The organism is Isoptericola sp. MSGPD8_1_ISO-PGPR-S23-394, assembly GCF_058072785.1.
Window position 1 is genome coordinate 3,435,467 of sequence record NZ_CM176517.1, and the last position, 25,513, is coordinate 3,460,979.

Genomic DNA, 25,513 nt, shown 5'->3' on the forward strand with positions numbered 1-25,513 from the left:
CGGGCCGGTCGACGACGACGCCCCCGCTACAGGTCCTCGGGGGCCAGCAGGAACTCGGACTCGTCGGCGATCTCGCCGCCCACCGCGCCCTGGATGGCCGCGGCCACCCGGCCCACGAGATCCGCGGCCCGCTTGCGCGCCACCACGAGCGCCGGCTGCGGGAACTCCCGCTGCGCCTCGTGCTGGTCCGGCGGGTCCCACACCACGCGGTAGCAGATCGCGCCCCCGGCGGCCCACGGCAGCTCCTTGACGAGCAGGGGCAGGACCTCGTCGCCGGAGACCTCCACGGTGACGTAGCCGTCGTGGCCGAGGTCGATGGTCAGCCCGTACCCGTCGAGCACCACCGGTTCCTGGAGCGCGGCGATGTCGATCTCGTCGGCCTGGGCGTGCAGCGCCCGCCGCACCTCCGGGTCCATCTTCTCGCCCGGGTAGAGCGGCTTCTCGGCGATCCCGGCCGGTGGGCCCTGGTAGTCGGCGCCCTCGGTCGCGAGCACCACCCGCGGGTGCACCTCCTGCAGGACCCGGTGCGCGGCCTGCGGGTCCAGCCAGATGTCCGACCAGACGGTGAGGTCGACGGCGGCCCCCGGGTCGGGCGTCAGCACGACGCCGGCACCGGCGTCCCGTCGCGCGGCCTCCGCCGGGTCCCACAGCGCGGCGACGTCGAGCCGGGCGGAGCCCCCGAGGCGGCGGGCCGCCGCGACGAGCCATGCCACGACGCGCTCCTCCTCACGGTTCGGCAGCCCTGCGGGGAAGGACCTCGCCAGCCCGTCGCGGTCGCCACCGCCCGGCGGCGGGGCGTCGGCCCAGCGCTCGCGCGGCGTGACGACGTCGAACACCATCGCGGTGCTGCTGGGGAGCCCGAGCTCGAAGCCGTCCCCCCGAGGTGCGTACGGGCCGTGCACGTGGCTGTGCCGGGTCAACCGCAGCACGCCGGGCTCCCCCGGACCGGCGATGCGACCCGCGGGCAGGTCCGCACCGAGCAGGGACGCCGGCGCCACGTCCCAGCGGGCCCCCGAGAACCGGGACATGGCGAGCACCTCCACCTCGTCGACCTCGACGTCGGCGGGCACGGCCAGCAGGTGGCGCGCCTGGTGCCCCTGCGTGGTCGCACGCGGCAGCAGGGGCAGGGACGGTGACGACTGCTTGGCCATCTGGCGGAGCTCCTTCCGGGACCGGGGCGCCGCGTCGTGCCTGGTCGACCCCGCGCGGCGGGACCGAGCGTACCGACGTCGGCCACCCCGGGAGGACGCGCTCATACGTCCGAGCGATGGAAGGACTGCCAGGACCGGCTCGCCGTCGGGCCGCGCTGGCCCTGATAACGCGAACCGTAGCGCTCCGAACCGTACGGGTGCTCCGCCGGCGAGGACAGCCGGAAGAAGCACAGCTGGCCGATCTTCATCCCCGGCCACAGCGTGATCGGCAGGGTCGCCACGTTGCTCAGCTCGAGGGTGACGTGCCCCGAGAACCCGGGGTCGATGAAGCCGGCGGTGCTGTGCGTCAGCAGCCCGAGGCGCCCGAGGCTCGACTTGCCCTCCAGGCGTGCCGCGACGTCGTCGGGCAGCGAGACGGACTCGTAGGTGGAACCCAGGACGAACTCCCCCGGGTGCAGCACCAGCGGCTCGCCCGCGTCGACCTCCACCAGCCGCGTCAGCTCCGGCTGCTCCTGCGACGGGTCGATGAACGGGTACCGGTGGTTGTCGAACAGCCGGAAGTACCGGTCCAGGCGGACGTCGATGCTCGACGGCTGCACCATCGCCGGGTCGTAGGGGTCCAGGCCGACGCGCCCGGCGTCGAGCTCGGCACGGATGTCGCGGTCGGAGAGCAGCACGGGGACACGGTAGTCGGCCCTCCCCCGGCGTGCACCGCGGTCCCGGCGACCGGCGTCCCCGTGTCGGTCCGGGCCCGGACCGGGCCTCGTTCGGACCGGGTTCACGCCCGGTTTCGGCCTGGGGCGGGGTGTTGGGTATGATCGGCACGCGCGTCGTCGCGACGGCCTTCATCGGCCGGCGATGACGGACGTGCGGGTGTAGTTCAATGGTAGAACTTCAGCTTCCCAAGCTGACAGCGCGGGTTCGATTCCCGTCACCCGCTCTCAGCAGTACGGCAGGTCACAGCGCACTCCCTCTGCAACAGTGCATGGGCGAGGATCCCTCGATGATGAGCGCGACACCGATTGACGATGATCGACAGCAGGCGTCAAGGCGACCTTGACGCCACAGCTGCTGTCAACATAGCCTTGACAGCGTGCAGGTCCTCCCGAGCGCGCACAGGCACAGAGTCGACGACGCCGATATCGTGCACGCCTGGGAGAACGCGATCCGCTACGTCGAGTACGAGTACGACGGCGAGGACCGCCTGCTGGTGATCGGGCCCGACCTGGCCGGGGCGCTCCTGGAGCTGGTGGTGGTGCCCATCGACGCACCGGCCCGCATCATCCACGCCGACCGACTACAACCTAGTCGCTACGACTACATGAGATGAGGTGACGCCCCATGACCCGACTCATCGATCGTGAAGAGGCGGCGCTCGACGCGCTCGACCCCACCACCCACCCGGCCCGCGACGCGACCCACTTCCGCGAGATCATCGCTGCGAGCAAGGCAGTTGCCGCCGCGGAGGAAGACCTGCGTCGCGTGGTGCGTGAGGCCCGTGAGGCCGGCGACTCGTGGACCGTGATCGGCGCGGCGCTGAACGTCAGCCGCCAAGCCGCCTTCCAGCGATTCGGCCGCTGACCCACGACGACCGGCTCGGTGTCGCCTCCCCCCGCGGAGGCGACACCGTTCGCTTCTGGCCGGCTCGCCGCACTGAGAGTCCCCGCTGGCGGCGCCGCGCTCTTGGGACGGCCGCCCCCTCCGCGCGGCGCCCATGAGCGACCCGCACTCGGAACCGAGAGCGTCGGACAACCGCGCCGGAGTCGGATTCCAGCTCTCGCCACCGGTGCGGCGTGTCGGTGCCGATGGCACGATGAGGTGCCCATCAGCAGTCGCGGAGGAGGGGCGATGACGGACACCGCCGGGACGCCGGAACGGCAGGAGCACGGCCGCGAAGAGACGCTGGAGGAACGCTCGGACCGCAACTGGGTCGAGCTGCTGCAGGAGCTCCGGGTCATGCAGACCGGTGTTCAGATCCTCACCGGGTTCCTGCTCATCCTGCCGTTCCAGTCCCGCTTCCAGGACCTCGACGACTTCCAGCGCAACGTCTATCTCGTCGACCTGCTGACCTGCATCGTGGCCACCGGCCTGTTCGTCGCGCCGGTGGCCATCCATCGGGCTCTCTTCCGCAAGCACCTGAAGCAGCCGGTCGTGACGGTCGGTGACCGGATGACGCGGGCGGCCCTCGTGCTGCTCGCCATCGCGCTCTCGTGCACGGCGCTGCTGGTCTACGACGTCGTGCTCGACCGCACGGCCGGTCTGATCGTCGGCGTCGGCTGCGCCGTGCTCCTGCTCTTCCTGTGGGCGGCGCTGCCCGTCATCGTCCGACGGCGGCACTGAGGGCGCAGAGCCGTCGAGGCGTCCTTCATGTTCCTTTTTTGGACGAAAGGGACATTGATTTCGCCGGGCACATTTCTCCTTTCGTCGATACGCTCCGACCTATCGATGTCGATCGGCTCGGGGGCCCGATATGTCTTTCCGTATTTCCGTCGTCGCCGTCGCCGTGGGCGCGCTGCTCGCGGTCGACGCGCTGTCCGCCGCAGCAGCCCCGGACGTGCGCGAACCACACGCCGGCCATCCCGTGACCTGGGAGTCCGAGGTCGACTCGTCCCGGTTCGGCCGGTCGTCCGCCAACGACGGCACGCGTGCCCTCTCGACGGCGGCGCGGACGAGCACGAAGACGCACACCGTGCAGATCGTCGTGGCGACTCCGAAGAACGTCCGGAAGAAGCACGTGAAGAAATGGGTCCGGAACTCCGACGTCGACCGGCTCCTGCGCGAGACCTCGGCGTACTGGTCGGAGCAGTCGCGCGGCCGGGTCACGTTCGTCCGCTCGGGGAAGGTCCGCCGGATCAACACCGGCGACGGGGCGTGCCGCACCACGAAGCAGGTGCTCAAGCAGGTCAAGCGGGGCGGTGCCAAGCACTACGGCAAGCGGTGGTACTCGGCGGACGACCGCGGGCCCGACCGTCGCGCGCACCTCGTCGTCCTCTACCCGTACCGCACCGGCGACTATGCCGGCGGTTCGAGGTACGGCGACACCTGCGACGGGAAGGTCGGCCTCGCCTCCATGCCGTCGAAGGCCGGGCGCAACTCCCCCGGCGGATGGACGTTCTCCCTGTTCGGGGGGCCGGACGGCTACCGCTCCGGCGACCGGTGGGACCACAACCAGTACGAGAAGGGCGTGGCCACGCTGGCGCACGAGCTGGCGCACAACATGGGCCTCGAGCACTCCGGCGTCGGCTGGTGCGAGGGGAAGAACGACGGCAGCTTCCGCAGCTCGCGGTGCGGGGCGGCCGAGGGGCTCGACCCGCTCGACCTGATGGGCGGCGAGTTCGCCGCCCAGGGCATCCCGGCGCTGTCGGGCGCGCAGAAGCGACGGCTCGGCGTCCTGCCGCGCTCCGAGCAGCGGTTCGTCGGAGCCAAGGGCGGCAACCGGACGGTCCTGCTCACGGCACGGCACCGGGACACGAAGCGCCCCACCCTCGTGCGTGCCCGGGACCCACGCACCGGCGAGGTGTACTTCATCGAGCTGCGCCGCAAGGAACCCGGGGTGCGGTACCCGTACACGCGCCTTCCCTACCGTGCGAGCTCCGACTACACGGTGCGGTACGGCATCACCGTCAGCCGGGTCGCGGGCAGCCGGTCCACGTGGGCGTACCCGGGCGAGCACCTCGTCGTGCCGATGGGCCGGGAGTCGAACCGTCGCTCGAACATGTGGGAGGGGCAGACCTTCACCACCCGCGGCGGCGGGATGAAGATCAAGGTCGTCAACATCGCCCAGGGCAAGAAGAACGCGAAGCTCCGCATCACGTTCCCCTGACGGGCGTCAACGGCCCGGGCGTCCGCGGGGTCGCAGCCGGACGTCCGGGAGGGCGGGGGCGCGCAGCGGCCCGCCCGCATAGCCCTCGACCTGCCCGAAGCGCCGGGCGGCGGCGTCCGGCACGAACGTCGTGCCGCCGTCGTCCGCGTCGGCGAGCTGTGCCGTCCAGGCGGCGCGCGCCTCGACGACCTCCTCGTGGGTGCGCCCCACGAAGTTCCACCACATGACGACGTCCTCGCCGAACGGCTCGCCACCGATGAGGACGGCGCGCACCGGCCGCGCACCGGCGGACACGGTCACCCGGGAACGCCCGGGTGCGACGTACGCCAGGGTGTCGGCGTCGACCTCACCGTCCTCCAGGCGCGCGTCGCCCTCGTCGACGAGCAGGCCGTGCTCGTGGCTGGGGTCCACCTCGAGCACGACCGACGTCGCGGGCTCGAGGTCGATCTGGGCGCCGACCAGCGGGGTGAACGTGCGGGCCGGCGACTCCAGCGCCTGCCCCGCTACCCGCAGCGCACCGAGGAACACCTGCACCCGCGCACCGTCCCGCACGACGGCGGGCAGGTCGCCGTGGTGCTCGAAGCTCGGTGCGGTGTCCTTCGCGTCGAGCGGCAGCACGGTCCACAGCTGGACGCCGTGCAGCGTCGGCGGCCTCGGACGCCCTGCGCTCGGCTCCGGCGACTCCTCCGAGTGCGAGATGCCCCGGCCCGCCGTCATGAGGTTGAGCTCTCCCGGCCGCACGGTCTGCAGCGACCCGACGGAGTCCCGGTGCAGGATCTCGCCGGCGAACAACCAGCTCACGGTCTGCAGGCCGATGTGCGGGTGGGGCGGGACCTGCATCCCGGCGGACGTCGAGACGTCGTCCGGCCCGTAGTGGTCGCAGAAGCACCACGCGCCGATCAGGGAGCGCTGCCGCTGCGGGAGCGTGCGACGCACCGACATCGCGCGAGGCCCCCCGAGCGGGACGTCCCGGGAGCCCAGCAGCTCGACGTCGGGGGCTGCGGTCCCCGGTGCGCAGACCTGCTCAGCGGGACGGGTCTCGAGGTTGCTCATGGGCCCGAGGCTACGCGCGGTCGCGCTCCCAGGTACGGCCGAGGCCCCCGGGGCGGCCGGGGGCCTCGGCATCGCCGCGGTCCCCGGCGATCGCAGTCGGGGTGCTGTGTCGACGTCACAGCCCCGGGTCTCCCACCGGGTCGGTCCGGGCCTGGTGCGTCGTCGCCCTGACCGGCCCGTTCTCCGTAGGATCCCGGACGCGGGTGGTCTTCCGGCCCCGCCGAACACCCGCGTCGTCACCCGCGGCCCGCACTCGGTACGGATCGGTCCGTCGTTCTCCGGTCGACCTTTGCCCCGGCGGGCTGTCCGACGGACCCCGTCGACCGTGATCGACGTGATCCTGAGCACCTCTCGCCGAGACCGTTAGGCACGTTTCTAGACCTGCTGGGGGTCGACTGCAAGAGGTCCGAGGCCGCGGATTTTCGGTCACAGGTTCGTCCACAGCGGGACGCCCGGAATCCCCACACCGTCCACACCCCTGTGGACGAAATCTGTGGACGACACGCCACCGTGGGCGCGCCGCGTACCACCCCGCCACCGGTGCTGCCCCCGAGTTGTCGTGGCCGGGAACACCGTGGTAACGGAGACGATCCGCGAGATTCCGCGGCTGGGAGCGCCTCGCGAGGTCGGCCCGCCGACGGCACGACGACCAGCGTCGTCGCCGCGAATCCTGCGTTCACCAGCACCGGCGTCCGGAGCGGACGGTCACGGATTGCTCCACACCCCTGTGGACAACATCGGTGTGCCCCGTCAGATCCAGGCGCGCGACGTCGTCCGCTGGTCGTCGGTGCGCCGCTCGACCTCAGCCACCGTCGCCAGGAACGCGCCGTCGTCGACGATCGTGCCGCCGGTCCTCGCGTGCAGCAGGAGCGCCAGCCGGGCCACCATCGCCCGCATCCGGGCCCGGGCGATCACATGGACCCCGGACGGCCGCTCGAGCTCCAGCTCGTAGGCGTCCTGCGGCACCCACGAGACCCGGTACGCGTGCGGCCCGTACTCGCGCCAGTCGAGTCCCGCCATCGCACGGGGCACCCGGTCGACCCGCTCCGCCTCGACCAGGATCACGCCGTCGTACGGGGTGCGCGCCACGAGCCGGCAGCGGGTCGTGCCGTCGGCGGCGGCCTCCTCCACCTCGACCTCCGCGGTCGCGACGAGCGAGCGCAGCAGTCCGAGGAGATCGCCGCTCCCCACGGGGTGCGCGGCGTACAGCGCGAGGTCGACGGCACCCGCGGGGTCCGGGTGCAGCAGCTGGCGTCCGTCGGCGAGCAGCACGCCCCCGGCCTTGCGCGCCACCGCGACGCCCCACTGCACGAGCCGGAGCTCCTCGCCCTCCGGCAGCCCGGCCGCGAACGCCCGGGAGATGCCGTCGCGGTCGTCCGTGGTCGCGGGCCGGCCCACCCGCGCGTCGAACATGCCGTCCACGCGACCGAGCGCGTACGCCGTAGCCGGACCGCTCAGGCCGACCTGAGGCGACAGCGCCTCCGGCACGGGGAACGGTCCGGCCGCCCCGTGCTCGGCGCCGACCCCCAGCACGCCCGGACCGGGCGGCCGCGACGTCTCGGTGGCCATGCCGCGGAACCGCGCGCCCGCCATCGGACGCGGCCCGGTGTCCGACTGCGGCTCCTTGAGCCAGTACACGTCCGGGAACCAGGCGTCGGCGAGCCCCCGGACCCGCGCTGGACCCCACGAGTCGGGGACGACGAGCACATGGTTCGACGCGTGCTCCGGCGGGACGAGCGTCTGCACGTACGACATGTGGCGCAAGGTACTCCTCCCCGCCACGCGCCATCAGGCCCGCGTGTTTCCGGCCTGTTACGGCGGGAGCGCGGGCTCAGACGCCGACGTCGTGGAGGTGGTGCTCGACGTCGTGCAGGAAGTACCGCCCGAAGGTCCGCACCGTGAACGTCGACCCGTTCGAACGCTTCCCCACCCGCTCGAGCTGGTCGGCGCGCACCGTGTCGAAGCGGCGTGCGACGGCCTCGCCGGCATCGGCCAGCTCGGTGGCCACGGCGGCCGGGTCGGACTCGCCGTACCGGCCCTCGACGGCCGCCGCGTCCTGGTCCCAGTTCGCGAACTCGGCGCCGTCGGTGCGCAGCATGAGCTCGAGCCGTTCGTCGAAGACCCGGAAGACGTCCCGGACGTGGGCCGCGTACTCCAGCGGCGACCACACACCGGGTACCGGCCGGCGGCGGACCTCCGGCCGCGCGAGGACGGCCTGCCAGGCGGGCACCGTCGCCCGGACGGCGGCGCCGACGGCGAGCGGGTCGACCGCCGTCGGATCGAAGCCGCACTCGGGGCAGGCGTGGTCCACGACCCACGTCCAGTCCTTGGTGTCCGGCACCACGTCACCGCTGCGGTCCTGGGCCTGCGCTCCGGTGTCATCAGTCACAGCGGCGAGGATAGCCGCCCGTGTCCTGACGCTGGATGCCTATGATGTCATCATGCCCAAGATCATCGGCAAGAGTTTGCACGAGCACCGCCAGATGACTCGGCACAAGCTGTTCACGGCGTTGTCCACGCTCATGGCCGAGCGAGGGTTCGACACGATCACGCTGGCCGACATCGCGACGGCCGCCGGCGTGGGCCGCACCGCGGTCTACAACCACTTCTCCGACAAGGAGTCGCTGCTCCTGGGCTTCATCACCCACGAGACCGAGCAGTACGCCCTGACGCTCGAGCGGGCGCTCGCCGGTGTGGACGACCCCGTCGAGCAGCTGCGCACCTACATCCGCCAGCAGGCCCAGCTCGCGCGGGTCTTCCACCTGGCGCCCGGCCCGGACCTGCGCACCGTCCTGTCCCGGTCCACCCAGGCGCGGCTGCGCGAGCACGCGGAGATCGTGGAGTCGATCCTCAAGCGGATCCTCCACGACGGCATCGCCGTCGGCTCCTTCCCCCGCCAGGACATCGAGCCGACCGTGCAGCTCGTCAACGCCTGCCTCTCCGGCCGGCTCATCCCCGAGGAGCCCGCGGCCCGCGAGCGCGCCATCAGCGCCGCCGAGACGTTCGTGCTGCGGGCCGTCGGCGCCCGGCCCGCGCTGGCCGCCTGAGCGCGCCCGCCCTGGCCGCCTGAGCCGGCTCAGGGGCTCACTGGCTGTCGAGGCTCGGGTGCTCCGGCTCCCAGGCGTCCGCGGGACGGTGGCGGTGCTCCGGCGGCGGCGGCGTGTACGGGACGGGCTCCGGCGACAGGTAGGCCCGCGCGAACTCCAGACCCGCCACGAGGTCGGTGTGCCGCTCGTGCGCGTCGTACGCCTTGCGGGTCGAGATCTCCAGCACGACGTCCCCGTCGAAGCCCGAACGCGCCAGCTCGGTCAGCACCTTGTCGCAGTGCATGTCACCGCGACCGGGCACCAGGTGCTCGTCGCGGGCGTTGAACGTGCCGTCCGCCAGGTGCACGTGCCGCAGCCGGTCGCCGAACTCCTGGAGCAGGCTCAAGCCGTCCTGCTGCGCGATGGCGGCGTGCGACAGGTCGAGCGTGACGGCGTCGTAGCCGTGCTCCATGGGGTCCCAGCCGGGCAGGTAGGCCTTGAGCTCCCGGTCGAGGCGCGAGTGCGGGCGCCACGGGTACATGTTCTCCACCGCGACGGTCACCGGGCTGGAGGCGTTGAGCTCGCGCACCTGCTCCTCGAAGCTGCGCGCGTAGCGGTACTGCCAGCGGAACGGCGGGTGCACGACGACGGTCCGCGCCCCCAGCTCGCCGGCCATGTCCACCGCCTTGGCGAGCTTGTCGGCGGGCGACCGCCCCCACACCCGTTGACTGACCAGCAGCGTCGGGGCGTGGATGGAACGGATGGGCATGCCGGTGTCGGCCGCGAGCCGCGAGAGTGCCTGCGGGTCCTGGGTCGCTGGGTCCGACCAGACCATCACCTCGACGCCGTCGTAGCCGATCTCGGCGGCGGACTCGAAGGCGAAGGCGGCACGGCGCGGATAGACCGACGCGGTGGAAAGCGTCACGGGGATCGCCGGTTCGGTCATGTCCCTCACCCTACGGCCGAGATCTGGACGTCTGCTGATCACGCTACCCGTGCGCGCCCCTGCCCGCGCAGCAGGTGTGGATAGGCTCGTCCCATGGTGAGCGCGGTGGTCTTCGACGTCGGCGAGACCCTGATCGACGAGACCCGCATCTTCTCCCGGTGGGCGGACCGCCTCGGCGTCCCCCGCGGGACGTTCCTCGGCCTGATCGGCGCCTGCGCCGCCACCGACCGTCCCCTGCAGGACGCGTTCGAGCTCGCCCGGCCCGGCATCGACCTGTCCGCCGAGATCGCCCGCTGGGCCGTCGACGACCCGGACGACCTGCGCGAGAACTTCGACGCCGACGACCTCTACGACGACGTGCGCCCCGCCCTGGCCGCCCTGCGCGACGCCGGGTACGCCGTCGTCGTCGCCGGCAACCAGCCGCCGCAGGCCCGCCGGGCGCTCGAGGCCATGGATCTGCCCGTGGACAGCATCCGCACGTCCGACGAGTGGGGTGTGGAGAAGCCCGACCCCGTGTTCTTCGCGCGGGTCGCCGACCTCACCGGGGTCCGGCCGTCGGACATCGCCTACGTGGGCGACCGGCTCGACAACGACGTCCTGCCGGCCGCCGACGCCGGGATGCGGCCGGTGCTGATCCGTCGCGGCCCGTGGGGCTACCTGCACGCCGCCCGGCGCGAGGCCGCGCGCGTCGACGTCGTCGACAGCCTGCGCGAGCTGCCGGCCCGGCTCGGCCGGCCCGGCTGACTCAGTCGCGCAGCGGCACGCCCTTGGCGTCGCGGGAGAAGCTGCCCGTCTTGTCGGTCAGGTAGAGGATCCCCTCGATGAGGCCCCAGATCGCGACGGCCCAGGACAGGAACCCCAGCGACAGGACCGTGATGAGCAGCATCGTCAGGCCGAGCCCGGTGTACCCGAGGTAGAAGCGGTGGATGCCCAGCGAGCCGAGGAAGATGCCCAGCAGACCCGCCGCGATCCGCGACCTCGCGTTCGGGTCGACGTAGCCGTACTGCTGATACGGCTGGTAGCCCGGCGGGTACGGCGGCTGCTGCTGGTACGGCGACGGGTACGGGGAGGGCTGCTGCGCGGGCGGCTGCTGCTGGTGCGGCGGTTGGTATGGCTGCTGGTACGGCTGCTGGTACGGCTCACCCGCGGGCGGCTGCTGCGGGTCGGGGGGCGGCGGCTGGTCGGACACGAGAGGGCCTCTCCGGACGGGTGCGGGTACCACCGGAGAGTATCGCTCGCCGCCCCTGCCCTCACCGGCCGTCCCTGGTCCCGGACGGTTCAGCCCGTCCAGCCCAGGCGCCCGAACGCGTCGAGCATGAGCAGCACCCCCACGATGCCGAGGACCCAGCCCGTCATCTCGGCAGCGTTCTTCGAGAGCCACCGCTCCAGCCGGCGCAGCCACGGGTCGACCCGGCGGGCCGCCGCCCAGCGGGCCACGAGCAGCAGCAGCGCCGGCAGCACCATCACGACGCAGTACAGCGCCAGGACCCCCAGCGTCACGGGCGTCGCGAGGTCCGACGCCGTCAGCAGACCGATCGCCGCGAGGTACGGCAGCATCGTGGCCACCTCGAGCGTCACCGCGCCGAGCGCCAGCCCCATGAGCGGCAGCACCGGGGACGAGGTGCCGGGGTCGAGGTCGAGCGCGCGTTCGCGCCACCGCACCAGCCGACCGGGCCGCCCGCCGTCCTTCGCGGCCCGGCGTGCGGACCGCTTGCCGTCGAACCGGAAGCTGAGCACCAGCAGACCGATCCCGAGCACGAGCTGGGCCAGTAGCACCGGTCGCGACTCCAGCACGTCGCCGTACCGTTCGAGCACCGCACCGGCACCGAGCAGCACCGTGACACCGATCAGGAGGTAGGCGACCGCGACCGTGCCGAGGTAGGCGAGCACACGTCCGGCCCGCACGCGGCCCGGGGCCAGCAGCAGCCAGACGGGGACGAGCAGGGTGCCGAAGCTGGTCGAGTCGACGAGTGCGAGCACGGCGAGCACGCCGGCCATCGCGACGAGCCCGCCGTCGGTCCCGACGAGATCCACGGGGAGGTCCATGCGCCGAGCATCGCGTGGTCAGCGGCTCGGCGGCGTCCTCCGGACGGATGATCCTCGGGGCCGTGGCACGGGCACCGGGCACGCGGCCGTACATCCTTCCGACGATCCCCGGTGCGCCGCCCTGTGCTGGGATGGTGACCGTGAGCACCGAGTCCCCACCCGTCCCGAGGTCGCGGCCGCGCGGCCTGCGCCGGGCGTGGGCGGGCGAGGACCTGCTGGCGGACGCCTTCGGTGCCGCCATGGCCTTCCTCCTCGGCATGCTGCTCCTCGCGGTGGGCCTGGTCGACCTCGTCCAGGATGTCGGCCCGCTGGGATCGGTCGTGCCGGAGCCGTGGTGGCGCGTCGCGCTGCTCGCCGTCGGCTGCGTGGTGCTCCTCGCCAAGCGCACGCACCCGCTGCTCGCGCTCGGCGCGGGCCTCGTCGTCGTGTCCGTCGACCTCGTGTGGGGCGGCAGCCTGGCGATCCTCCTCGTGGTGCTGTGGGAGCTGCTGTTCGAGGCCGTCCTGCGGACCGGCCGCACGGCGCGCACCTGGTTGTGGACGGCCGCGGCGACGCTCACGCTCACCGTCGCGGTCGCCGCCGGGGAGGCCAGCCAGGAGCTGCGCTACTTCGTGTTCGCCGGTCTGCAGATGGGCGCGGTCGTCGTGATGCCGATGTGGTGGGCGGACAACGTGCGGCAGAAGGCCGAGCTCGCCGACCTCGAGCGGGCGCGCGCCGACGAGGCCGCCCGGGCGGCGGAGCTGGAGCGTGAGCGTGCCGCCGACCTGGCGCGCATCGCCGCCCTGGACCGCCACGAGGCCGTCCAGGCCGAGCGCGCGGCGATGGCGCGCGATCTGCACGACGTCATCGCCTCGCACCTGTCCTCCATCGCGATCCACTCCGGCGCGGCGCTCGCGCTGCCGCCCGACCCGCAGCGGGACCGCACCGCCCTGGAGCAGGTGCGTGAGAGCTCGGTCGCCTCCCTCACCGAGATGCGGTCGATGATCGAGCTGCTGCACGCCGACGTCCCGCCGGAACCGCTCACCGCTCCCGGCCGGCTCGACGGCCTCGGCGAGCTGGTGCGGTCGGCGCGCTCCGCGGGCGACGACGTCACGGTCCACGACCCGCTGCGGATCACCGACCGGACCGTCCCGGCCGCCGTCGGGCAGGCCCTGCACCGGATCGCCCAGGAGGCGCTGACCAACGCCCGCAAGCACGCCCCCGGTGAACCCGTGACGGTCGCCCTCGACGACGGCGCCGGGCTGACCCTGCGAGTCCGCAACCCCCTCCCCACGCTGTGGGTGCACGACGCGCCGTCGGAGCACGCGGTGCAGCGGCGCGTCGTGCACCCACAGCGAGGGGAGGGGCCACTCAGCGCGGGCACCGGGATGGTCACCATGCGCGAGCGCGCCGAGGGTCTCGGCGGTACCTTCGCGGCGGGGCCGACGGCGGACCACGCCTGGCAGGTCGAGGCCAGCCTGCCCGTGGACGAGGCCGTGGACGTGGGCGAGGAGGCGACATGACGGTGCCACGCGGCCGTCCGGTCCGGGTGCTGCTCGCCGACGACCACGCCGCCATCCGTGCGGGCCTGCGCCTGCTGCTGCAGTCGGCCGACGGCGTCGAGGTCGTCGCGGAGGCGGCCGACGGCGACGCCGCCGTCACCAACGCCCGGGCGCTGCGTCCCGACGTCGTGCTCATGGACCTGCGGATGCCCGGTACGGACGGCGTCGAGGCGACCCGGATCATCGCGGCCGAGGGCCTGGCGGACGTCCTCGTGCTCACGACCTTCGACCTCGACGAGTACGTCCACGGCGCCCTCGCCGCCGGCGCGGCGGGGTTCCTGCTCAAGTCCGCGGAGCCCGCCGACCTCCTGCGCGCCGTGCACCAGGTGGCGGCAGGCGACGGGGTCCTCGCGCCCGAGGTGACCCGGCGTGTGCTCGCGCGGCTCGGCGAGCCCGCACCGCCGCCGTCGTCCCCCGCCGGGACGCCGCCCCCGGCCCCCGGCACCGACCCCCGGCTCGCCGACCTGACCCGCCGGGAGGTCGACGTGCTGGCCGCCCTCGGACGGGGGCTGTCGAACCAGGACATCTCCGCCGAGCTCGTCATCTCCGAGGCCACCACGAAGACTCATGTGTCGCGCGTGCTGACCAAGCTGCAGGTACCGTCCCGCATGCAGGCGGCGGTGGTCGCCCGGCGGTGCGGCCTCGCCTGACGCCCTCCCCTACCCGGCCCGGTGGCCCACCGCTAGGCTCGGCGGGTGCTGACCAAGACCGCCGTCACCGACGACCAGGTCACCGCCGTGCTGGCGCCCGTCGGGACCGTCCGCGAGGTCGAGACCCTCGCGGGCGGGATGTTCGCCACCGTCCTGCGCGTCACGCTCACCGACGGGCGGCTGGTGGTCGTCAAGGTCACCGGCGCGGACACCAGCCGGCTGCTGCGCTACGAGCACGGGATCTCCGGGACGGAGGCCGACGTCTACCGCCGCGCACACCGTGCCGGCCTGCCCGTGCCCGGGCTGCTGCGGGTGGACCGCAGCCGGGAGCACGTCGACGGGGACGTCGTGGTGACCGAGCACGTGCCCGGCGTCCTCTGGGAGGGTGCGGACCTGGACACCTCCGGCTCGCACCGGGCGCGACGGCAGCTCGGCGGGTTCATGGCCCGCCTGCACCGCCTCACCGGCGACCGCTTCGGGTACCCCGCGCCGGAGTCCGGGCTGAGCCGGGCGACGTGGCCCGGTGCCTTCGCGGCGATGGTCGAGGCGGCGCTCGACGACGCCGAGCGGTGGGCGGTGGCGCTGCCGCACGCCCGGCTGCGTGCCGCCGTCGCCGGCCACCGGCAGGTGCTGGCCACGGTGACCACCCCGCGGCTGGTGCACGCCGACCTGTGGCCGGGCAACGTCCTGCTCGACGCCGACCGGCACGACCTGGCCGCCGTCGTCGACGCCGAGCGCGCCCTGTGGGGCGACCCGGTCTTCGAGCTGGTCGGCGCCGACCAGCTCGGGGCGGGCGCCGTCGACCCGCACGTGCTCGCCGGGTACCGCGAGGCCGGTGGCGACCTCGGCCTCGGGGATGGAACCCCCGGTGCCGGCGACTCGGACGCCTGGACGCGGCTGCGCCTGTACCGGGCGTACTTCGCGTGCCTGCTCGTGGTCGAGGTCGTCCCGCGCGCCTACGCCGGCGACTGGGTCGCGGGGTACGCGGCGACCGCCCGCGCCAACCTCGAGCGCATGCTCGACGAGCTCGAGGCCGCATGACCCTGCCCACCGGACGCTCGCCGGGGGGCCCCGTGCCCCGAACCATCGTCCTCACCGGCGCCAGCGACGGGATCGGCGCGGCCGCCGCCCGTCGGCTCGTCCGCGACGGTCACCACGTGGTGCTCGTGGGCCGCTCGGCCAGGAAGACGGAGGCGGTCGCCGCCGAGCTCGGCGCGCCGAGCCTGGTGGCCGACTTTGCCGAGCTGGCCCAGGTGCGCCGGCTCGCCGCCGACCTGCTCGCCACCTATCCGCGGATCGACGTGCTCGCCAACAACGCGGGCGGCATCATGGGCGAGCGCGAGGTCACCGTCGACGGCTACGAGAAGACCTTCCAGGTCAACCACCTCGCGCCGTTCCTGCTGACGGAGCTGCTCCTGCCCGCCCTCGTCGCCGGCCGCGCCACTGTGATCCAGACGGCCAGCCGGGCCGCCCAGATCTTCAGCCGGTTCGACGTCGACGACCTGCAGAACGCCCGCCGCTACGCCGCGCACCGCGCGTACGGCAACAGCAAGCTGGCCAACATCCTGTTCACCCAGGAGCTCCAGCGCCGGTACGCCGACCAGGGCGTCAGTGCGGTCGCGTTCCACCCCGGCGTGGTCGGCACGAGCTTCGCCGGCGAGACGAACCACGTGCTGCGGCGCCTCTACCACGGCCCCCTCCGGCGACTGATCACGACCACCCCGGAGAAGGGCGCCGACCAGCTCGTCTGGCTCGCGGAGGGCACCCCCGGTACCACCTTCGCACCCGGTGCCTACTACGAGAGCCGCAGGATCGCGGCCCGGGTCGGCCGCGAGGTCCGGGACCCTCGGGTGGCTCACGAGCTCTGGGAGCGCTCGGCCGCGATGGTGTGAGGTGCGCTATGCACCTCGCAGCGGGAGGGTCAGCTCGGGAGCGCCGTCGAGCGTGACCCGCACCGGCACGCCCCAGTCCTGCTGGGCGAGGTGGCAGGCAGGGAAGAACTCAGGCTCTCCGTCGGGTCCGGTCGGCGCGTCCTCGGGCGGCAGGTCACAGGAGGCGGCCTTGGCGGTCACGTGGAGCACGCCCTCGGGCACCTCGGGGTTGAGGCGCAGGTCGCGGGACAGCGCGGTGCCGTCGCCCGTGCCGTCGAGCAGCAGCTCGGGCGGAGTCGCGCTGACGCGCAGCTCGGTGGACGGGCCGAACCGGTCGTCGAGCTTCTGTCCCGGTGCCGGGACGAACGGCACGTCCAGGCGCAGCACGCCGGGGGCGACATCGGTGGCCGTGCGGGCGACGCGGTGCGCGCCGCCGTCCAGCACCTCGCCGGCGAGGTCGGCGGGCAGGGCGATCCGGGTCAGGCGGTGAGCCGCCGACTCGACGACGAGCAGGTGGACGCTGCCACCGTCGGTGTCGGCCTGCACGACGACGTCGCTCGGCTCCGCGAGACGCGTCGCCAGGGTGGTGACCTCCTGCGTCGCCGGGTCGTACCGACGCAGCGCGCCGTTGTACGTGTCGGCGACGACGACGGAACCGTCCGGCATCGTGGCGACGCCCAGGGGGTGCTGCAGCAACGCCTCGGGGGCCGCGCCGTCGCGGTGGCCGAAGTCGAACAGGCCCTGCCCGACGGCGGTCCGCACCTCGACGTCGGCGGCACCGTCCGGTGCGACGTGCCGCAGGGCGGAGGTCTCGGCGTCGGCGAGCCAGAACCCGCCGTCGGCGTTCCCGTCGGCGTCGAGCGACGGCGCGAGACCGGACGGCTGGGCGAACCACGCGGTGCTCCCCGGGCCGTCCTCGAGCCCCTCGTTCATCGTGCCGGCGAGCAACCGGATCGATGCCCGTGCGGGGTCGAACGCCCACAGCGTGTGGTTGCCCGCCGTCGCGACGACGAACGCACCGAGGGGCTCGGACCAGGCGACGTCCCAGGGCGAGGAGAGGTTGACCCGGGTGGCCGGCTCCTCGTCCCCGGGCGCGTGAGCACGCCGCCCCTCGCCGGGGAGCTCGACGTTCTCCTGCCCGCCGACCATGTACTGCCGACCCGTCCCGGCCACGGTGTACACCTGCCCGGTGGCAAGATGTACACCGCGTAGCGCGTGGTTCACCGTGTCGGCGACCAGCACGTCGTAGCCGAGGCGCGCGCGCAGCTCGGAGGGGACCAGGCACAGCCCGTTCGGCTCGCTGAAGCGGGCGTCGTGCGCGTCGCCGCTGCCCGGCCCGCCGTCGACGAGCCCCCGCTCACCGGAGCCGATGCGCCGGACCAACGTCTCGCCGTCGGGCGCCAGCTCGGCCAGCGAGTGGTGGCCGGCGTCGGCCACGAGCAGGTTCCCGCCCGCCAGCTCGACCGCCTTCGCCGGGAAGCGCAGGGTGCTGGGCTCCGGCGCCGGCGGGACGTAAGGATCGTCCCCGCGGTGCAGGGTGCCCTTGGCCTCGTGCTCCGCGACCAGGTCGCGCACCAGGGTCGCGATCGCCGACGCGTGCCCCTCCCCCGCCATCTGCGCCACCACGTATCCCTCGGGGTCGACGACCACGAGCGTGGGCCAGGCGCGGGCCGTGTAGGCGTCCCAGGTGGTCAGCTCCGGGTCGTCGAGCACGGGGTGGCGCACGTCGTACCGATCGACGGCGGCAGCCAGGGCGTCCGGGTCCGCCTCGTGCGCGAACTTCGGGGAGTGCACACCGACGATGACGAGCTCGTCGCGGTGGTTCTCCTCCAGCTCGCGCAGCTCGTCCAGGACGTGCAGACAGTTGAGGCAGCAGAAGGTCCAGAAGTCGAGGACCAGCACACGACCTCGGAAGTCTTCGAGGCTCAGCGTCTTGCCGCCGGTGTTCAACCAGCCACGCCCGACCAGCTCGGAGGCGCGGACGCGGGGCAGGGTGGGTGTGGTACTCACAGCCTCATTCTGCGGCACCGCACCGATGCCGAGAACCGTGTGGGAGTCCGGCGGTTGGCGCGGCTCGGCTGAACTGACCGCCTCACCAGGTATGACGCTCTCAGCGGATCGTGGAGATGCGCGGCCCGACCTTCGTCACGCCCGCACGGGTCAGCTCTTCTTGGTGAAGCCCTGCCCCTCGGAGCTCTTCCGGTACTTCGTGGACCGGCCGTGCGCCGCAGAGCGGAGCTTGGTTCGCATCTCTCCACGGTCGCTGCGCCGTATGAGGCCGAGCGCAGCCCGAACCGCCTCTTCCTGGCTCTTGCCTACGGCGACGACGGCGAAGCTGTCGTGCGCGGCACCCTGATGGGCTTCCACCTGCGAGCGCTCCGAGCCCTGGTTCGGCACGACCGCACTCGTCTCTTCAACGGCGCGGCCATAGCGCTTGCGTGCCGCCTCGCCGGAGACGCCCAGGATCTTTCCGATCACCGGCCAGGACAAGCCTTCACCTCGGGCCTCGACAACGATCTCGCGCAGGCGACGCTCCGCTGCCGCCCGTTGCATGGCCGCATGGGCGAGCATGCTCTCGGCAGAAGGCGGACCGAACGAATCCGGCTCATAGGTCTCGAACTCCGCGGCGAGCTCCTCGCCGTGAGCGATCAGGTCTTCGAGTGTGCGCGGCATCTGCTTCACCTCCCTGGAGATTTTCGGGACGGCATGGCGTGAACGACGTAGTAGCCACCACCGTGGTCGGGCGAGTAGAAACCGACTTCGAGGTAGTGGCCGTTCCGGGTCCAGCCGTGCGCCATATAGGCACGTGCATCGGGGAGGGATCTGACCTCCTGGTCGCGTTCCTCGATGAACATGTCGCCGAGGATGACTTGACGAAGGTCGTCCTCGTCGTAGCCGAGGAGCTCCGCCCGCTTGAACGCAGACTTGTCGAACCTCATCTCCGGCTCGCCGAACTCCTCGACCACGACACCAACATACGTTGCGAGAGTGCGGCCGTCCAGACCGTACGCGCAGACCTACCTGTCGGACGCGCCGGCCCGGTGCGAGCTACAGCGCCTCGACCGCGCCGACCACGTGGACGCGCACGGGGACGCCGTCGACGTCGGGCGGCACGTCCTTGCGGGCGCTCAGGCTCTGCACGTTGACCTGCAGCACCCAGTCGTGGCTGTCGCCGCGCTGCGCGAGCCCGACGCCGCACACGCCCTCGACCTGCTCGAGCGTGTGGCGCAGGGCGTTCTTGGCGGATCGCGCCTCGTCCCTCGTGACCATCGGACACCTCCCGGTGTTCTTCCATTGTGCCCCCGACCGGTGCACCACGGACAGCCCCAGGCACGCTGACGTCCGTCGTTCGCGTCCGGCCGCCCGATGTGCGCAGGATGGGCTGATGAGCAACGAGCCGATCCCCACCGTTCCTCTCAACAACGGCGTGTCGATCCCGCAGCTCGGGTTCGGCACGTTCAAGATCCCGCCGGAGCAGACGCGTGACGTGGTGACGACCGCCCTGGAGGTGGGCTACCGCCACATCGACACCGCGCAGATGTACCGCAACGAGCGCGGCGTCGGCGAGGCGCTGGCCGCTTCCGGGCTGGACCGGGACGACCTCTTCGTCACGAGCAAGCTCAACAACGCCTTCCACGCCCACGACGACGCACTGGCGGCCTTCGACCGGACGCTGGAGGAGCTGCAGCTCGACCACGTCGACCTGTTCCTGATCCACTGGCCGCTGCCCGCCGTCGACCGGTACGTCGAGGCATGGGGTGCCCTGGAGGAGATCTACCGCTCGGGCCGGGCGCGCGCCATCGGCGTGTCCAACTTCCAGCCGCACCACCTGCGCCGGCTGATGGACGAGACCACCGTGGTGCCGGCGGTCAACCAGGTCGAGGTCCACCCGTGGCTGGGCAACGAGGACGTCCGCGCGGTGAACACCGAGCACGGCATCGTCACGGAGGCGTGGTCGCCGCTCGGCCGGGGGCAGGTGCTCGAGGACCCCACCGTGGTGCGCATCGCCGAGAACCTCGGCCGCACGCCCGCCCAGGTGGTGCTGCGCTGGCACATCCAGCGGGGTGACGTCATCTTCCCCAAATCGGTGACGCCCGCCCGCATCGAGGAGAACTTCCGGCTGTTCGACGTCGAGCTGTCGCAGGCCGACATGGCGGACATCACGGCTCTCGACCGGGGCGAGCGCATCGGCTCGCACCCGGACGAGATGAACAACACCGGCCGCTGAGCAACGGGTGTGGGCGTCCCGCAACGGCACAGCGCCAACGGTCTGCTCAGACGACTCGGTCGTTTCCCCCGTCGACACTGAGGTGTGCTCCGGTGGTCGCCGGGAATGACTCGCAGAACGCGGCGACCGCCTCGGCGACTGTCGCACTCCGCACCTCGACCCCGAGGAGGTTCCGGGTCCGATACTCGTTCACCGTGATCCCATAGTGAGCCGCACGCGCCGCGAGCAGCTCGTCGGTCCAGATCGCGGTGTCGAAGACGGCGTCCGGCTCGACCTGGTTCACCCGGATGCCGTCCGACGCCCACTCGAGCGCGGCGACACGGGCGAGCTGGGCGGCGGCCGCCTTGCTCGCCGAGTAGGCCGCGACACCCGGTCCGGGAGCGACGACGTTCTTCGTCGACACCAGCACGACTCGACCGCCCCGTGGGGAGAGCGCCAGAAAGGGATGCGTCGCGCGCAACAGGCGTGCTGGGGCGGCGGCGTTCACCCGGAAGGCTCGTTCCCAGACCGTGTCGTCGAGATCGGCCAGCCGTGCACTCGGAGGGAAGATGCCAGCGGCGACCACGACCATGTCGAGTCCACCGAATTCGCGCGCAGCAGTCTCGACGGCGGTGGTGAGCACCTTCGGGTCGCTCACGTCCCCCACGACGCCACGCCACGCCTCGCTCGGGACCGCGCACACGACGTCGGGGTTGAGGTCGAGGCCCACCACCGCGGCACCATCGGTAACGAGACGTTCGGCGACGGCCCGTCCGATCCCCGAGGCTGCGCCCGTCACGAGCGCCACCTCTCCGTCCAGCGGACGGCGGTCGCGTCGGGAGAGCTTCGCCTGTTCCAAGGACCAGTACTCGATGTCGAAGGTATGCGCCTCGTCGAGCGACCGATAGCCGCCGAGGCGATCGGCAGCGTCCACGACGTCCATCGTGTGGATCGCCACGTCGTGCGTCACCCGTGTCGCCGCCACGGTCTCTCCGGCGACGAGGAGACCGAGCTCGTCGTCGAGCACCACGCGTGGGGCCGGGTCACGCTCAGTGATCTCGGTCGTCGCACGAGGCCGGTGGCGAGCGACATAGGCGCGGTAGGCGTCCGCATACGCGACCACATCTCGCCCCACGAGGGGACGGCGTTTCGTGTACAGCACATGCTCCGGGGTGGCAGTTCCCCGGCCGGTGACCTCATCCAGGTCATCGCGCTGCGCGAACGCGTCGCCTCGCGACGACCTGGACTGACGGACGAGCAGAGGGCGCCCGGCGGCGTCACTGACCGCCCGCCGGAGCCGCGCAACATCGAGTGCGCGGCCCCGCCGGTCGATGTCATCCCCCTCCCTCCCCCAGCTCTCGACGCACGCGATCCGGCTCGCGTGCGCCACCAGCTCTCGATGACGACGGAGCACGGCGTCCGGGTCGTCGCCGAAGGTGAACAGGCCGTGGTTGCTCAGCACAACGGCATCGACGTCGGTGACGTCGGTCCGCGCGACGAGCCGGGCCAGCGGGAAGCCTGGCATGACGTACGGCAGCACGAGGACGTGTGGCCCCAGCTCGTCGCGCAGTTCATCGGGGTCCACGTCGCGGTTCGTCAGCGCGACGATCGCATCGGCGTGCGTATGCAGCACGACGCGTCCAGGCAGGTAGGCGTGCAGCATCGCCTCGATGGAGGCGGTCGGTGCGTTCGCCGTCAGCGACGCCTGACGCAGCTCGTTGACCATCGTGGTGTCGTCGAGTTCCTCCAGGCGCAGGAGCTCGCACAGCCGGTCGCGGCGCAAGGGCGCAAAGCCGGCGGGCTCGATCGTGGCGAGGTCCCACCCGCTTCCCTTCACCAGCACGAGCTCGACCGTCTCACCGGTGACCGTCGTGCCAGCCGCCTTGATCGACGTGTTCCCGCCACCGTGCAGCACCAGCGACGGGTCGGCGCCCAGCACGCGGCTCACGCGGACGATCTCGGAGAGCGCGGCGTCCAGGTCTGTCGTGGACGCAGTCATGCGGACACCTCCCACACGGCTTCCATGGCCGCTATCGTTCGGTCGAAGATGCGTGCTTGCTGCTCGTAGGCCGATCGATGCTCGCTCGGCGACACGACGAGGGCGGGATCCGGGTCGGTGCTCCAGGGCGTGACATCGAGGCCGATGCCCCGTGCGGCGAGCGAGGCGACCCCGCGAGCTCCGAGCTCGGTGTCGACCTGTCTGCGCATCGGACGCCCGACGACGTCGGCGAACATCTGTGCCCATGACGGATTCTTCGCCCCGCCGCCCGCCAGAGTCCAGGGTCCGTCGGACACAGCGGCCCCGCAGGCCAACACCTTGGCCAGCTGGACGCGGTGGTACTGCGTGATGCCCTCAGCGACCGCCCGAGCGACGTGCTCGTACGTGTGGCTGCCCTTGATCCCGAGGAACGTCCCCGACGCGCCCAGGTGCTCCGGCGCGCCGTGGATGAAAGGCAGGAAGATCATGCCGTCGGCGAGCGGCGGGACATGCTGGGCAGCATCGAGGAGGTCGCTCGGTTGGACCGTCGTCGAGGCGCACGCGCCGACGACCTGCGCCGCCCACTCGATGCTCGCCGCGGACGTGGGGGCGACCTCCATCGCGAGCATGGTCCCAGGATCGGGGAGCAGTGCATTGATGGTCACGCGGGGCGGTTCCTCGTCGGACGGCACCACAACACCGTTGATCGCCCAGGTTCCGACGATGATCGTGACGTCGTCGAGGCGCGCCGAGCCCGCTCCGAGCGGGCTCGCGACGCAGTCCATGCAGCCGGCGGCCACCGGAGTGCCTGCCGGCAACCCGGTCTGCTCGGCGGCAGCCGTCGTGACATGTCCGACGATGTCGTCGGATCCTCGCAACGACGGGAAGAGCCGGCCGACCTCGGCCGGCAGGCCCAGCATGTCCAGGACCGCCGGCTCGTACTGCCGGTTGTGCAGGTTCACCAACCCACAGCCGGAGGAGTCCGAGTAGTCGGCGCTCGGAGCACCGGTCATGCACAGGTTCAGCCAGTCCTTGCAGGTGAGCGACCAACGCGCCTGCTCGATGGACTCGGGTTCGTTGTCGTGCAGCCAGCGCAGCAGCACGGCCGGCTGAGCCGGCCACGGCATCGAACCAGTGACACGACGCACGTCCTCGACGGTCATGCCGTCGAGGGCTGCGACGATGTGCTCGGCACGGCTGTCGGTCGAAGCGATCGCGGACCGCACCGGGCGCAGGCTCTCGTCGACGAGGTACAGGCCGTTGCCATGCCCGGTCGCTGCGACGGCGCCGATCGTCCATCCGTCGAGCTTGAGGTCGGCGGTGAGCTCCCGTAGGACACCCGCGACCACCGACCACAGCGCATCCATGTCGATCTCCTGGCGCGCCCGCGAGACGGCCACCCGGGGGTTGGGCGCCGAGACCGTGCGGATCTCCTGCCCGACGTCGTCGAAGGCTGCGGCCTTGGCCGACGTCAAGCCAACATCGATACCGATGACACAGATCTTCATTGATCTCTCGCTCTCTCGTCTCACAACGCCGTGCTGTGGGTCGCCCGCTCCAACGCCCTCGGTCTGAAGCGCCGGACCGCTGCACGGTAGCGCGTCACCTGATCTTCGGCGTAGGTGGCGTCCCACCCCCCGTGCGCCACGAGCACCGCCGCAGCACGCGGGGCGCACGCCAAGGCGACATCGCTGTTCAAGGCGATCGCCGTGCGCCGGATCAGCACGTCCTCGAGGGTCACCGCTCCTTCGCTGCACACCGCATGCACCACCTCGGCGGCGATGGCACCCGTCTCGTCGTCGATCACTTCGGCGAGCGCAGGGTCGGACGCCGCGAGCATCTCGATCGGATGGGCGAGCGATCCATAGAGCTCGGCCAGACGGCTCGCCACTCGTTCAGGCAGGGCACTGCCCCGCACGAACGATGCGCAGAAGTGCGTCATCGTCGCCGCGGGCGCACCGGGCAGCGGGGCACGCCTGGTCGAGGACGCGCGTCGCCCGACGCCGAGCACCTTCTCGATCCGGTGCAGCACGGCCTCCCCGAGAGCGCGGTGCGTGGTGTACTTGCCACCGATGATGGTCAGCAGCCCGGTGGCCTCGCCGTCGTGGCTCACGATCTCGCTGTCCCGGCTGACGGACGCAGGATCATCCACGTCGCCGACGTAGGGAAGCGGGCGGACCCCCGAGTACGACCAGAGCACATCGTCGGGCGTCAGGCCCGCCCGTGGCAGCAGCTCGTTGACAGCACGCAACAGATAGCGGACCTCCTCGTCCTCGATGACGATGTCGTCGATCGATGCGTCGTAGGGCAGGTCCGTGGTCCCGATCATGTACTTGCCGTCGTGCCAGGGCAGCACGAACATCGGGCGGTGATCGTCGGGCGATTCGAAGAAGATGCACGTGTCCGGCGCACCCGGGAACCTGTCGACCACCAGGTGGCTGCCCTTGGTCGGTCCGATCCGGCGCCGGTGCTCACCGTCGAGTTCGAGGACGGCATCCACCCAGGGCCCTGTCGAGTTGACGACGACCGGGGCACGCAACCGGCGCTCCTCGCCGCTCGAACGGTCTCGGTAGGTGACCCCGGCGATACGGCCGTTCTCGTGCAGGAGCGAGGTGACCGGTGTGTGGGTGAGCACGGTCGCACCGTGACGGGAAGCATCGATGGCGAGCTCGACGGCGAACCGTTCAGTCACCGGGACGTGCGCGTCCTGGAAGAGACCACCCCACCTCACCCCGCCCTCGGCGACCGACGGCCACTGACGTCGGAGCCGGGGGGAGAACACGATGCGGTTGCCAGGCAGATGTTTGCCGACCGACAACACCTCGTGCAGGAGGAGACCGCAGGTCAGCAACCACCCGGGGCGCGACGCCGACTTCGTGTACGGGATCAGCATCGGGTAGGGCTTCACCAGGTGTGGCGCGGTGCGTAGCAGGGTGTTGCGTTCACGGATGGATTCAAGGACGAGGGGGATCTCGAGTCGCTCGAGGTACTTCAGCCCTCCGTGGATGAGCCGTGTCGAGATCGCCGACGTCCGCGCCGCGATGTCGTCCTGGTCGATCATCACCACGTGCAGGCCCCGCCGCGCGACCTCGCGCGTGATCGCCAGACCGTTGATGCCGGCACCGATCACGACGACGTCGGCGGTCGTCGGGACGGCGTAGGTGCTCAGAGTGGGCATGGGGTTCCTCAGTTGATGCCGGGGGCCCGCACGGGACGACCGG

The 25,513-nt window shown here is 72.0% G+C and carries 26 protein-coding genes and 1 tRNA gene; 12 read left to right on the forward strand and 15 right to left on the reverse strand.

Translation table 11 applies throughout. The features are described 5' to 3' along the window. Positions 1-26: 26 nt before the first annotated feature. Together AC3RJ8_RS15795 and dcd are read right to left on the reverse strand one after the other, a co-directional pair. Complete coding sequence (locus AC3RJ8_RS15795) at positions 27-1,151, reverse strand: hypothetical protein (RefSeq protein ID WP_489713499.1); 1,125 nt, start codon at positions 1,149-1,151, stop codon at positions 27-29. Between the two features lie 101 nt (positions 1,152-1,252). Then, complete coding sequence (gene dcd / locus AC3RJ8_RS15800; protein WP_489713500.1) at positions 1,253-1,828, reverse strand: dCTP deaminase; 576 nt, start codon at positions 1,826-1,828, stop codon at positions 1,253-1,255. A gap of 192 nt (positions 1,829-2,020) precedes the next feature. Between dcd and AC3RJ8_RS15805 the strand changes: the two genes are divergently transcribed. From AC3RJ8_RS15805 to AC3RJ8_RS15825, 5 genes are all read left to right on the forward strand, one after another. Next, positions 2,021-2,091, forward strand: a tRNA-Gly gene (locus AC3RJ8_RS15805). A gap of 153 nt (positions 2,092-2,244) precedes the next feature. Next, positions 2,245-2,481: a hypothetical protein gene (locus AC3RJ8_RS15810; protein WP_489713501.1), complete on the forward strand. Its 237-nt coding sequence runs from the start codon at positions 2,245-2,247 to the stop codon at positions 2,479-2,481. Positions 2,482-2,492: 11 nt separating this feature from the next. Continuing rightward, entirely contained in the window at positions 2,493-2,732 is a 240-nt protein-coding gene (locus tag AC3RJ8_RS15815; RefSeq protein WP_489713502.1) for a hypothetical protein, read from the forward strand. A gap of 267 nt (positions 2,733-2,999) precedes the next feature. Then, positions 3,000-3,491 (forward strand): DUF6328 family protein, encoded by a 492-nt coding sequence (locus tag AC3RJ8_RS15820; protein ID WP_489713503.1) that lies wholly within the window; start codon positions 3,000-3,002, stop codon positions 3,489-3,491. A gap of 130 nt (positions 3,492-3,621) precedes the next feature. Beyond that, entirely contained in the window at positions 3,622-4,974 is a 1,353-nt protein-coding gene (locus AC3RJ8_RS15825; protein WP_489713504.1) for a metallopeptidase domain-containing protein, read from the forward strand. A 6-nt stretch (positions 4,975-4,980) separates the two neighbouring features. Here AC3RJ8_RS15825 and AC3RJ8_RS15830 read toward each other — a convergent pair whose 3' ends face one another. The 3 genes from AC3RJ8_RS15830 to AC3RJ8_RS15840 all read right to left on the reverse strand — a co-directional run bounded on the left by AC3RJ8_RS15830 (position 4,981) and on the right by AC3RJ8_RS15840 (position 8,416). Further along, on the reverse strand, positions 4,981-6,027 hold the full coding sequence (locus AC3RJ8_RS15830) for a pirin family protein (RefSeq protein ID WP_489713505.1): 1,047 nt from the start codon (positions 6,025-6,027) through the stop codon (positions 4,981-4,983). Positions 6,028-6,777: 750 nt separating this feature from the next. After that, positions 6,778-7,782: a hypothetical protein gene (locus AC3RJ8_RS15835; protein ID WP_489713506.1), complete on the reverse strand. Its 1,005-nt coding sequence runs from the start codon at positions 7,780-7,782 to the stop codon at positions 6,778-6,780. A 76-nt stretch (positions 7,783-7,858) separates the two neighbouring features. Further along, positions 7,859-8,416, reverse strand: coding sequence for a DinB family protein (locus AC3RJ8_RS15840; RefSeq protein WP_489713507.1), 558 nt, complete (start codon positions 8,414-8,416; stop codon positions 7,859-7,861). Positions 8,417-8,468: 52 nt separating this feature from the next. On the opposite strand from AC3RJ8_RS15840, the gene AC3RJ8_RS15845 reads away from it, so the two are divergent. Further along, positions 8,469-9,074: a TetR/AcrR family transcriptional regulator gene (locus AC3RJ8_RS15845; RefSeq protein ID WP_489713508.1), complete on the forward strand. Its 606-nt coding sequence runs from the start codon at positions 8,469-8,471 to the stop codon at positions 9,072-9,074. 37 nt (positions 9,075-9,111) lie between these two features. Here the strand turns inward: AC3RJ8_RS15845 and AC3RJ8_RS15850 are convergent, their stop codons facing one another. Then, positions 9,112-9,999, reverse strand: coding sequence for a sugar phosphate isomerase/epimerase family protein (locus AC3RJ8_RS15850; RefSeq protein WP_489713509.1), 888 nt, complete (start codon positions 9,997-9,999; stop codon positions 9,112-9,114). A gap of 93 nt (positions 10,000-10,092) precedes the next feature. Between AC3RJ8_RS15850 and AC3RJ8_RS15855 the strand changes: the two genes are divergently transcribed. Then, on the forward strand, positions 10,093-10,743 hold the full coding sequence (locus AC3RJ8_RS15855; protein ID WP_489713510.1) for an HAD family hydrolase: 651 nt from the start codon (positions 10,093-10,095) through the stop codon (positions 10,741-10,743). Between the two features lies 1 nt (position 10,744). On the opposite strand, the gene AC3RJ8_RS15860 is transcribed toward AC3RJ8_RS15855, so the two are convergent. Both AC3RJ8_RS15860 and AC3RJ8_RS15865 read right to left on the reverse strand, forming a co-directional pair. Further along, complete coding sequence (locus AC3RJ8_RS15860; RefSeq protein ID WP_489713511.1) at positions 10,745-11,188, reverse strand: TM2 domain-containing protein; 444 nt, start codon at positions 11,186-11,188, stop codon at positions 10,745-10,747. An 89-nt stretch (positions 11,189-11,277) separates the two neighbouring features. Further along, on the reverse strand, positions 11,278-12,045 hold the full coding sequence (locus tag AC3RJ8_RS15865) for a GAP family protein (RefSeq protein WP_489713512.1): 768 nt from the start codon (positions 12,043-12,045) through the stop codon (positions 11,278-11,280). 140 nt (positions 12,046-12,185) lie between these two features. Between AC3RJ8_RS15865 and AC3RJ8_RS15870 the strand changes: the two genes are divergently transcribed. From AC3RJ8_RS15870 to AC3RJ8_RS15885, 4 genes are read left to right on the forward strand one after another with little or no spacing between them, the layout of a single operon-like run. Then, a complete protein-coding gene (locus AC3RJ8_RS15870) occupies positions 12,186-13,547 on the forward strand; it encodes a sensor histidine kinase (protein WP_489713513.1) in 1,362 nt (453 codons plus the stop codon). Then, positions 13,544-14,236: a response regulator gene (locus AC3RJ8_RS15875; protein ID WP_489713514.1), complete on the forward strand. Its 693-nt coding sequence runs from the start codon at positions 13,544-13,546 to the stop codon at positions 14,234-14,236. The genes AC3RJ8_RS15870 and AC3RJ8_RS15875 overlap by 4 nt, the downstream gene beginning before the upstream one ends. A 45-nt stretch (positions 14,237-14,281) precedes the next feature. Beyond that, complete coding sequence (locus AC3RJ8_RS15880) at positions 14,282-15,277, forward strand: phosphotransferase family protein (protein ID WP_489713515.1); 996 nt, start codon at positions 14,282-14,284, stop codon at positions 15,275-15,277. After that, the gene (locus AC3RJ8_RS15885) at positions 15,274-16,128 is read left to right on the forward strand and encodes an SDR family NAD(P)-dependent oxidoreductase (RefSeq protein ID WP_489713516.1); all 855 of its coding nucleotides are present in this window, start codon (positions 15,274-15,276) and stop codon (positions 16,126-16,128) included. The genes AC3RJ8_RS15880 and AC3RJ8_RS15885 overlap by 4 nt, the downstream gene beginning before the upstream one ends. Positions 16,129-16,134: 6 nt before the next feature. On the opposite strand, the gene AC3RJ8_RS15890 is transcribed toward AC3RJ8_RS15885, so the two are convergent. The 4 genes from AC3RJ8_RS15890 to AC3RJ8_RS15905 all read right to left on the reverse strand — a co-directional run bounded on the left by AC3RJ8_RS15890 (position 16,135) and on the right by AC3RJ8_RS15905 (position 19,377). Next, positions 16,135-18,117: an NHL domain-containing thioredoxin family protein gene (locus tag AC3RJ8_RS15890; RefSeq protein WP_489713517.1), complete on the reverse strand. Its 1,983-nt coding sequence runs from the start codon at positions 18,115-18,117 to the stop codon at positions 16,135-16,137. A 150-nt stretch (positions 18,118-18,267) separates the two neighbouring features. Beyond that, positions 18,268-18,780: a hypothetical protein gene (locus tag AC3RJ8_RS15895; protein ID WP_489713518.1), complete on the reverse strand. Its 513-nt coding sequence runs from the start codon at positions 18,778-18,780 to the stop codon at positions 18,268-18,270. Between the two features lie 5 nt (positions 18,781-18,785). Next, complete coding sequence (locus AC3RJ8_RS15900; protein WP_489713519.1) at positions 18,786-19,073, reverse strand: hypothetical protein; 288 nt, start codon at positions 19,071-19,073, stop codon at positions 18,786-18,788. A gap of 82 nt (positions 19,074-19,155) precedes the next feature. Then, a complete protein-coding gene (locus tag AC3RJ8_RS15905; protein WP_489713520.1) occupies positions 19,156-19,377 on the reverse strand; it encodes a hypothetical protein in 222 nt (73 codons plus the stop codon). A gap of 115 nt (positions 19,378-19,492) precedes the next feature. On the opposite strand from AC3RJ8_RS15905, the gene AC3RJ8_RS15910 reads away from it, so the two are divergent. Then, complete coding sequence (locus tag AC3RJ8_RS15910; protein ID WP_489713521.1) at positions 19,493-20,335, forward strand: aldo/keto reductase; 843 nt, start codon at positions 19,493-19,495, stop codon at positions 20,333-20,335. 46 nt (positions 20,336-20,381) lie between these two features. Here AC3RJ8_RS15910 and AC3RJ8_RS15915 read toward each other — a convergent pair whose 3' ends face one another. The 3 genes from AC3RJ8_RS15915 to AC3RJ8_RS15925 are packed head-to-tail and all read right to left on the reverse strand — an operon-like array spanning position 20,382 to position 25,470. Continuing rightward, positions 20,382-22,313 (reverse strand): SDR family NAD(P)-dependent oxidoreductase, encoded by a 1,932-nt coding sequence (locus AC3RJ8_RS15915; RefSeq protein WP_489715662.1) that lies wholly within the window; start codon positions 22,311-22,313, stop codon positions 20,382-20,384. Continuing rightward, complete coding sequence (locus AC3RJ8_RS15920; protein WP_489713522.1) at positions 22,310-23,800, reverse strand: FGGY-family carbohydrate kinase; 1,491 nt, start codon at positions 23,798-23,800, stop codon at positions 22,310-22,312. The genes AC3RJ8_RS15915 and AC3RJ8_RS15920 overlap by 4 nt, the downstream gene beginning before the upstream one ends. Positions 23,801-23,820: 20 nt before the next feature. Further along, a complete protein-coding gene (locus AC3RJ8_RS15925) occupies positions 23,821-25,470 on the reverse strand; it encodes a glycerol-3-phosphate dehydrogenase/oxidase (RefSeq protein ID WP_489713523.1) in 1,650 nt (549 codons plus the stop codon). Between the last annotated feature and the right edge of the window lie 43 nt (positions 25,471-25,513).

Coding starts and splice junctions, on each gene's coding strand:
- AC3RJ8_RS15795 (WP_489713499.1), bottom strand. CDS start 1,151: ATGGCCAAGCAGTCGTCACCGTCCCTGCCCCTGCTGCCGCGTGCGACC.
- AC3RJ8_RS15815 (WP_489713502.1), top strand. CDS start 2,493: ATGACCCGACTCATCGATCGTGAAGAGGCGGCGCTCGACGCGCTCGAC.
- AC3RJ8_RS15820 (WP_489713503.1), top strand. CDS start 3,000: ATGACGGACACCGCCGGGACGCCGGAACGGCAGGAGCACGGCCGCGAA.
- AC3RJ8_RS15825 (WP_489713504.1), top strand. CDS start 3,622: ATGTCTTTCCGTATTTCCGTCGTCGCCGTCGCCGTGGGCGCGCTGCTC.
- AC3RJ8_RS15830 (WP_489713505.1), bottom strand. CDS start 6,027: ATGAGCAACCTCGAGACCCGTCCCGCTGAGCAGGTCTGCGCACCGGGG.
- AC3RJ8_RS15835 (WP_489713506.1), bottom strand. CDS start 7,782: ATGTCGTACGTGCAGACGCTCGTCCCGCCGGAGCACGCGTCGAACCAT.
- AC3RJ8_RS15845 (WP_489713508.1), top strand. CDS start 8,469: ATGCCCAAGATCATCGGCAAGAGTTTGCACGAGCACCGCCAGATGACT.
- AC3RJ8_RS15850 (WP_489713509.1), bottom strand. CDS start 9,999: ATGACCGAACCGGCGATCCCCGTGACGCTTTCCACCGCGTCGGTCTAT.
- AC3RJ8_RS15855 (WP_489713510.1), top strand. CDS start 10,093: ATGGTGAGCGCGGTGGTCTTCGACGTCGGCGAGACCCTGATCGACGAG.
- AC3RJ8_RS15865 (WP_489713512.1), bottom strand. CDS start 12,045: ATGGACCTCCCCGTGGATCTCGTCGGGACCGACGGCGGGCTCGTCGCG.
- AC3RJ8_RS15875 (WP_489713514.1), top strand. CDS start 13,544: ATGACGGTGCCACGCGGCCGTCCGGTCCGGGTGCTGCTCGCCGACGAC.
- AC3RJ8_RS15885 (WP_489713516.1), top strand. CDS start 15,274: ATGACCCTGCCCACCGGACGCTCGCCGGGGGGCCCCGTGCCCCGAACC.
- AC3RJ8_RS15895 (WP_489713518.1), bottom strand. CDS start 18,780: ATGCCGCGCACACTCGAAGACCTGATCGCTCACGGCGAGGAGCTCGCC.
- AC3RJ8_RS15905 (WP_489713520.1), bottom strand. CDS start 19,377: ATGGTCACGAGGGACGAGGCGCGATCCGCCAAGAACGCCCTGCGCCAC.
- AC3RJ8_RS15910 (WP_489713521.1), top strand. CDS start 19,493: ATGAGCAACGAGCCGATCCCCACCGTTCCTCTCAACAACGGCGTGTCG.
- AC3RJ8_RS15915 (WP_489715662.1), bottom strand. CDS start 22,313: ATGACTGCGTCCACGACAGACCTGGACGCCGCGCTCTCCGAGATCGTC.
- AC3RJ8_RS15920 (WP_489713522.1), bottom strand. CDS start 23,800: ATGAAGATCTGTGTCATCGGTATCGATGTTGGCTTGACGTCGGCCAAG.
- AC3RJ8_RS15925 (WP_489713523.1), bottom strand. CDS start 25,470: ATGCCCACTCTGAGCACCTACGCCGTCCCGACGACCGCCGACGTCGTC.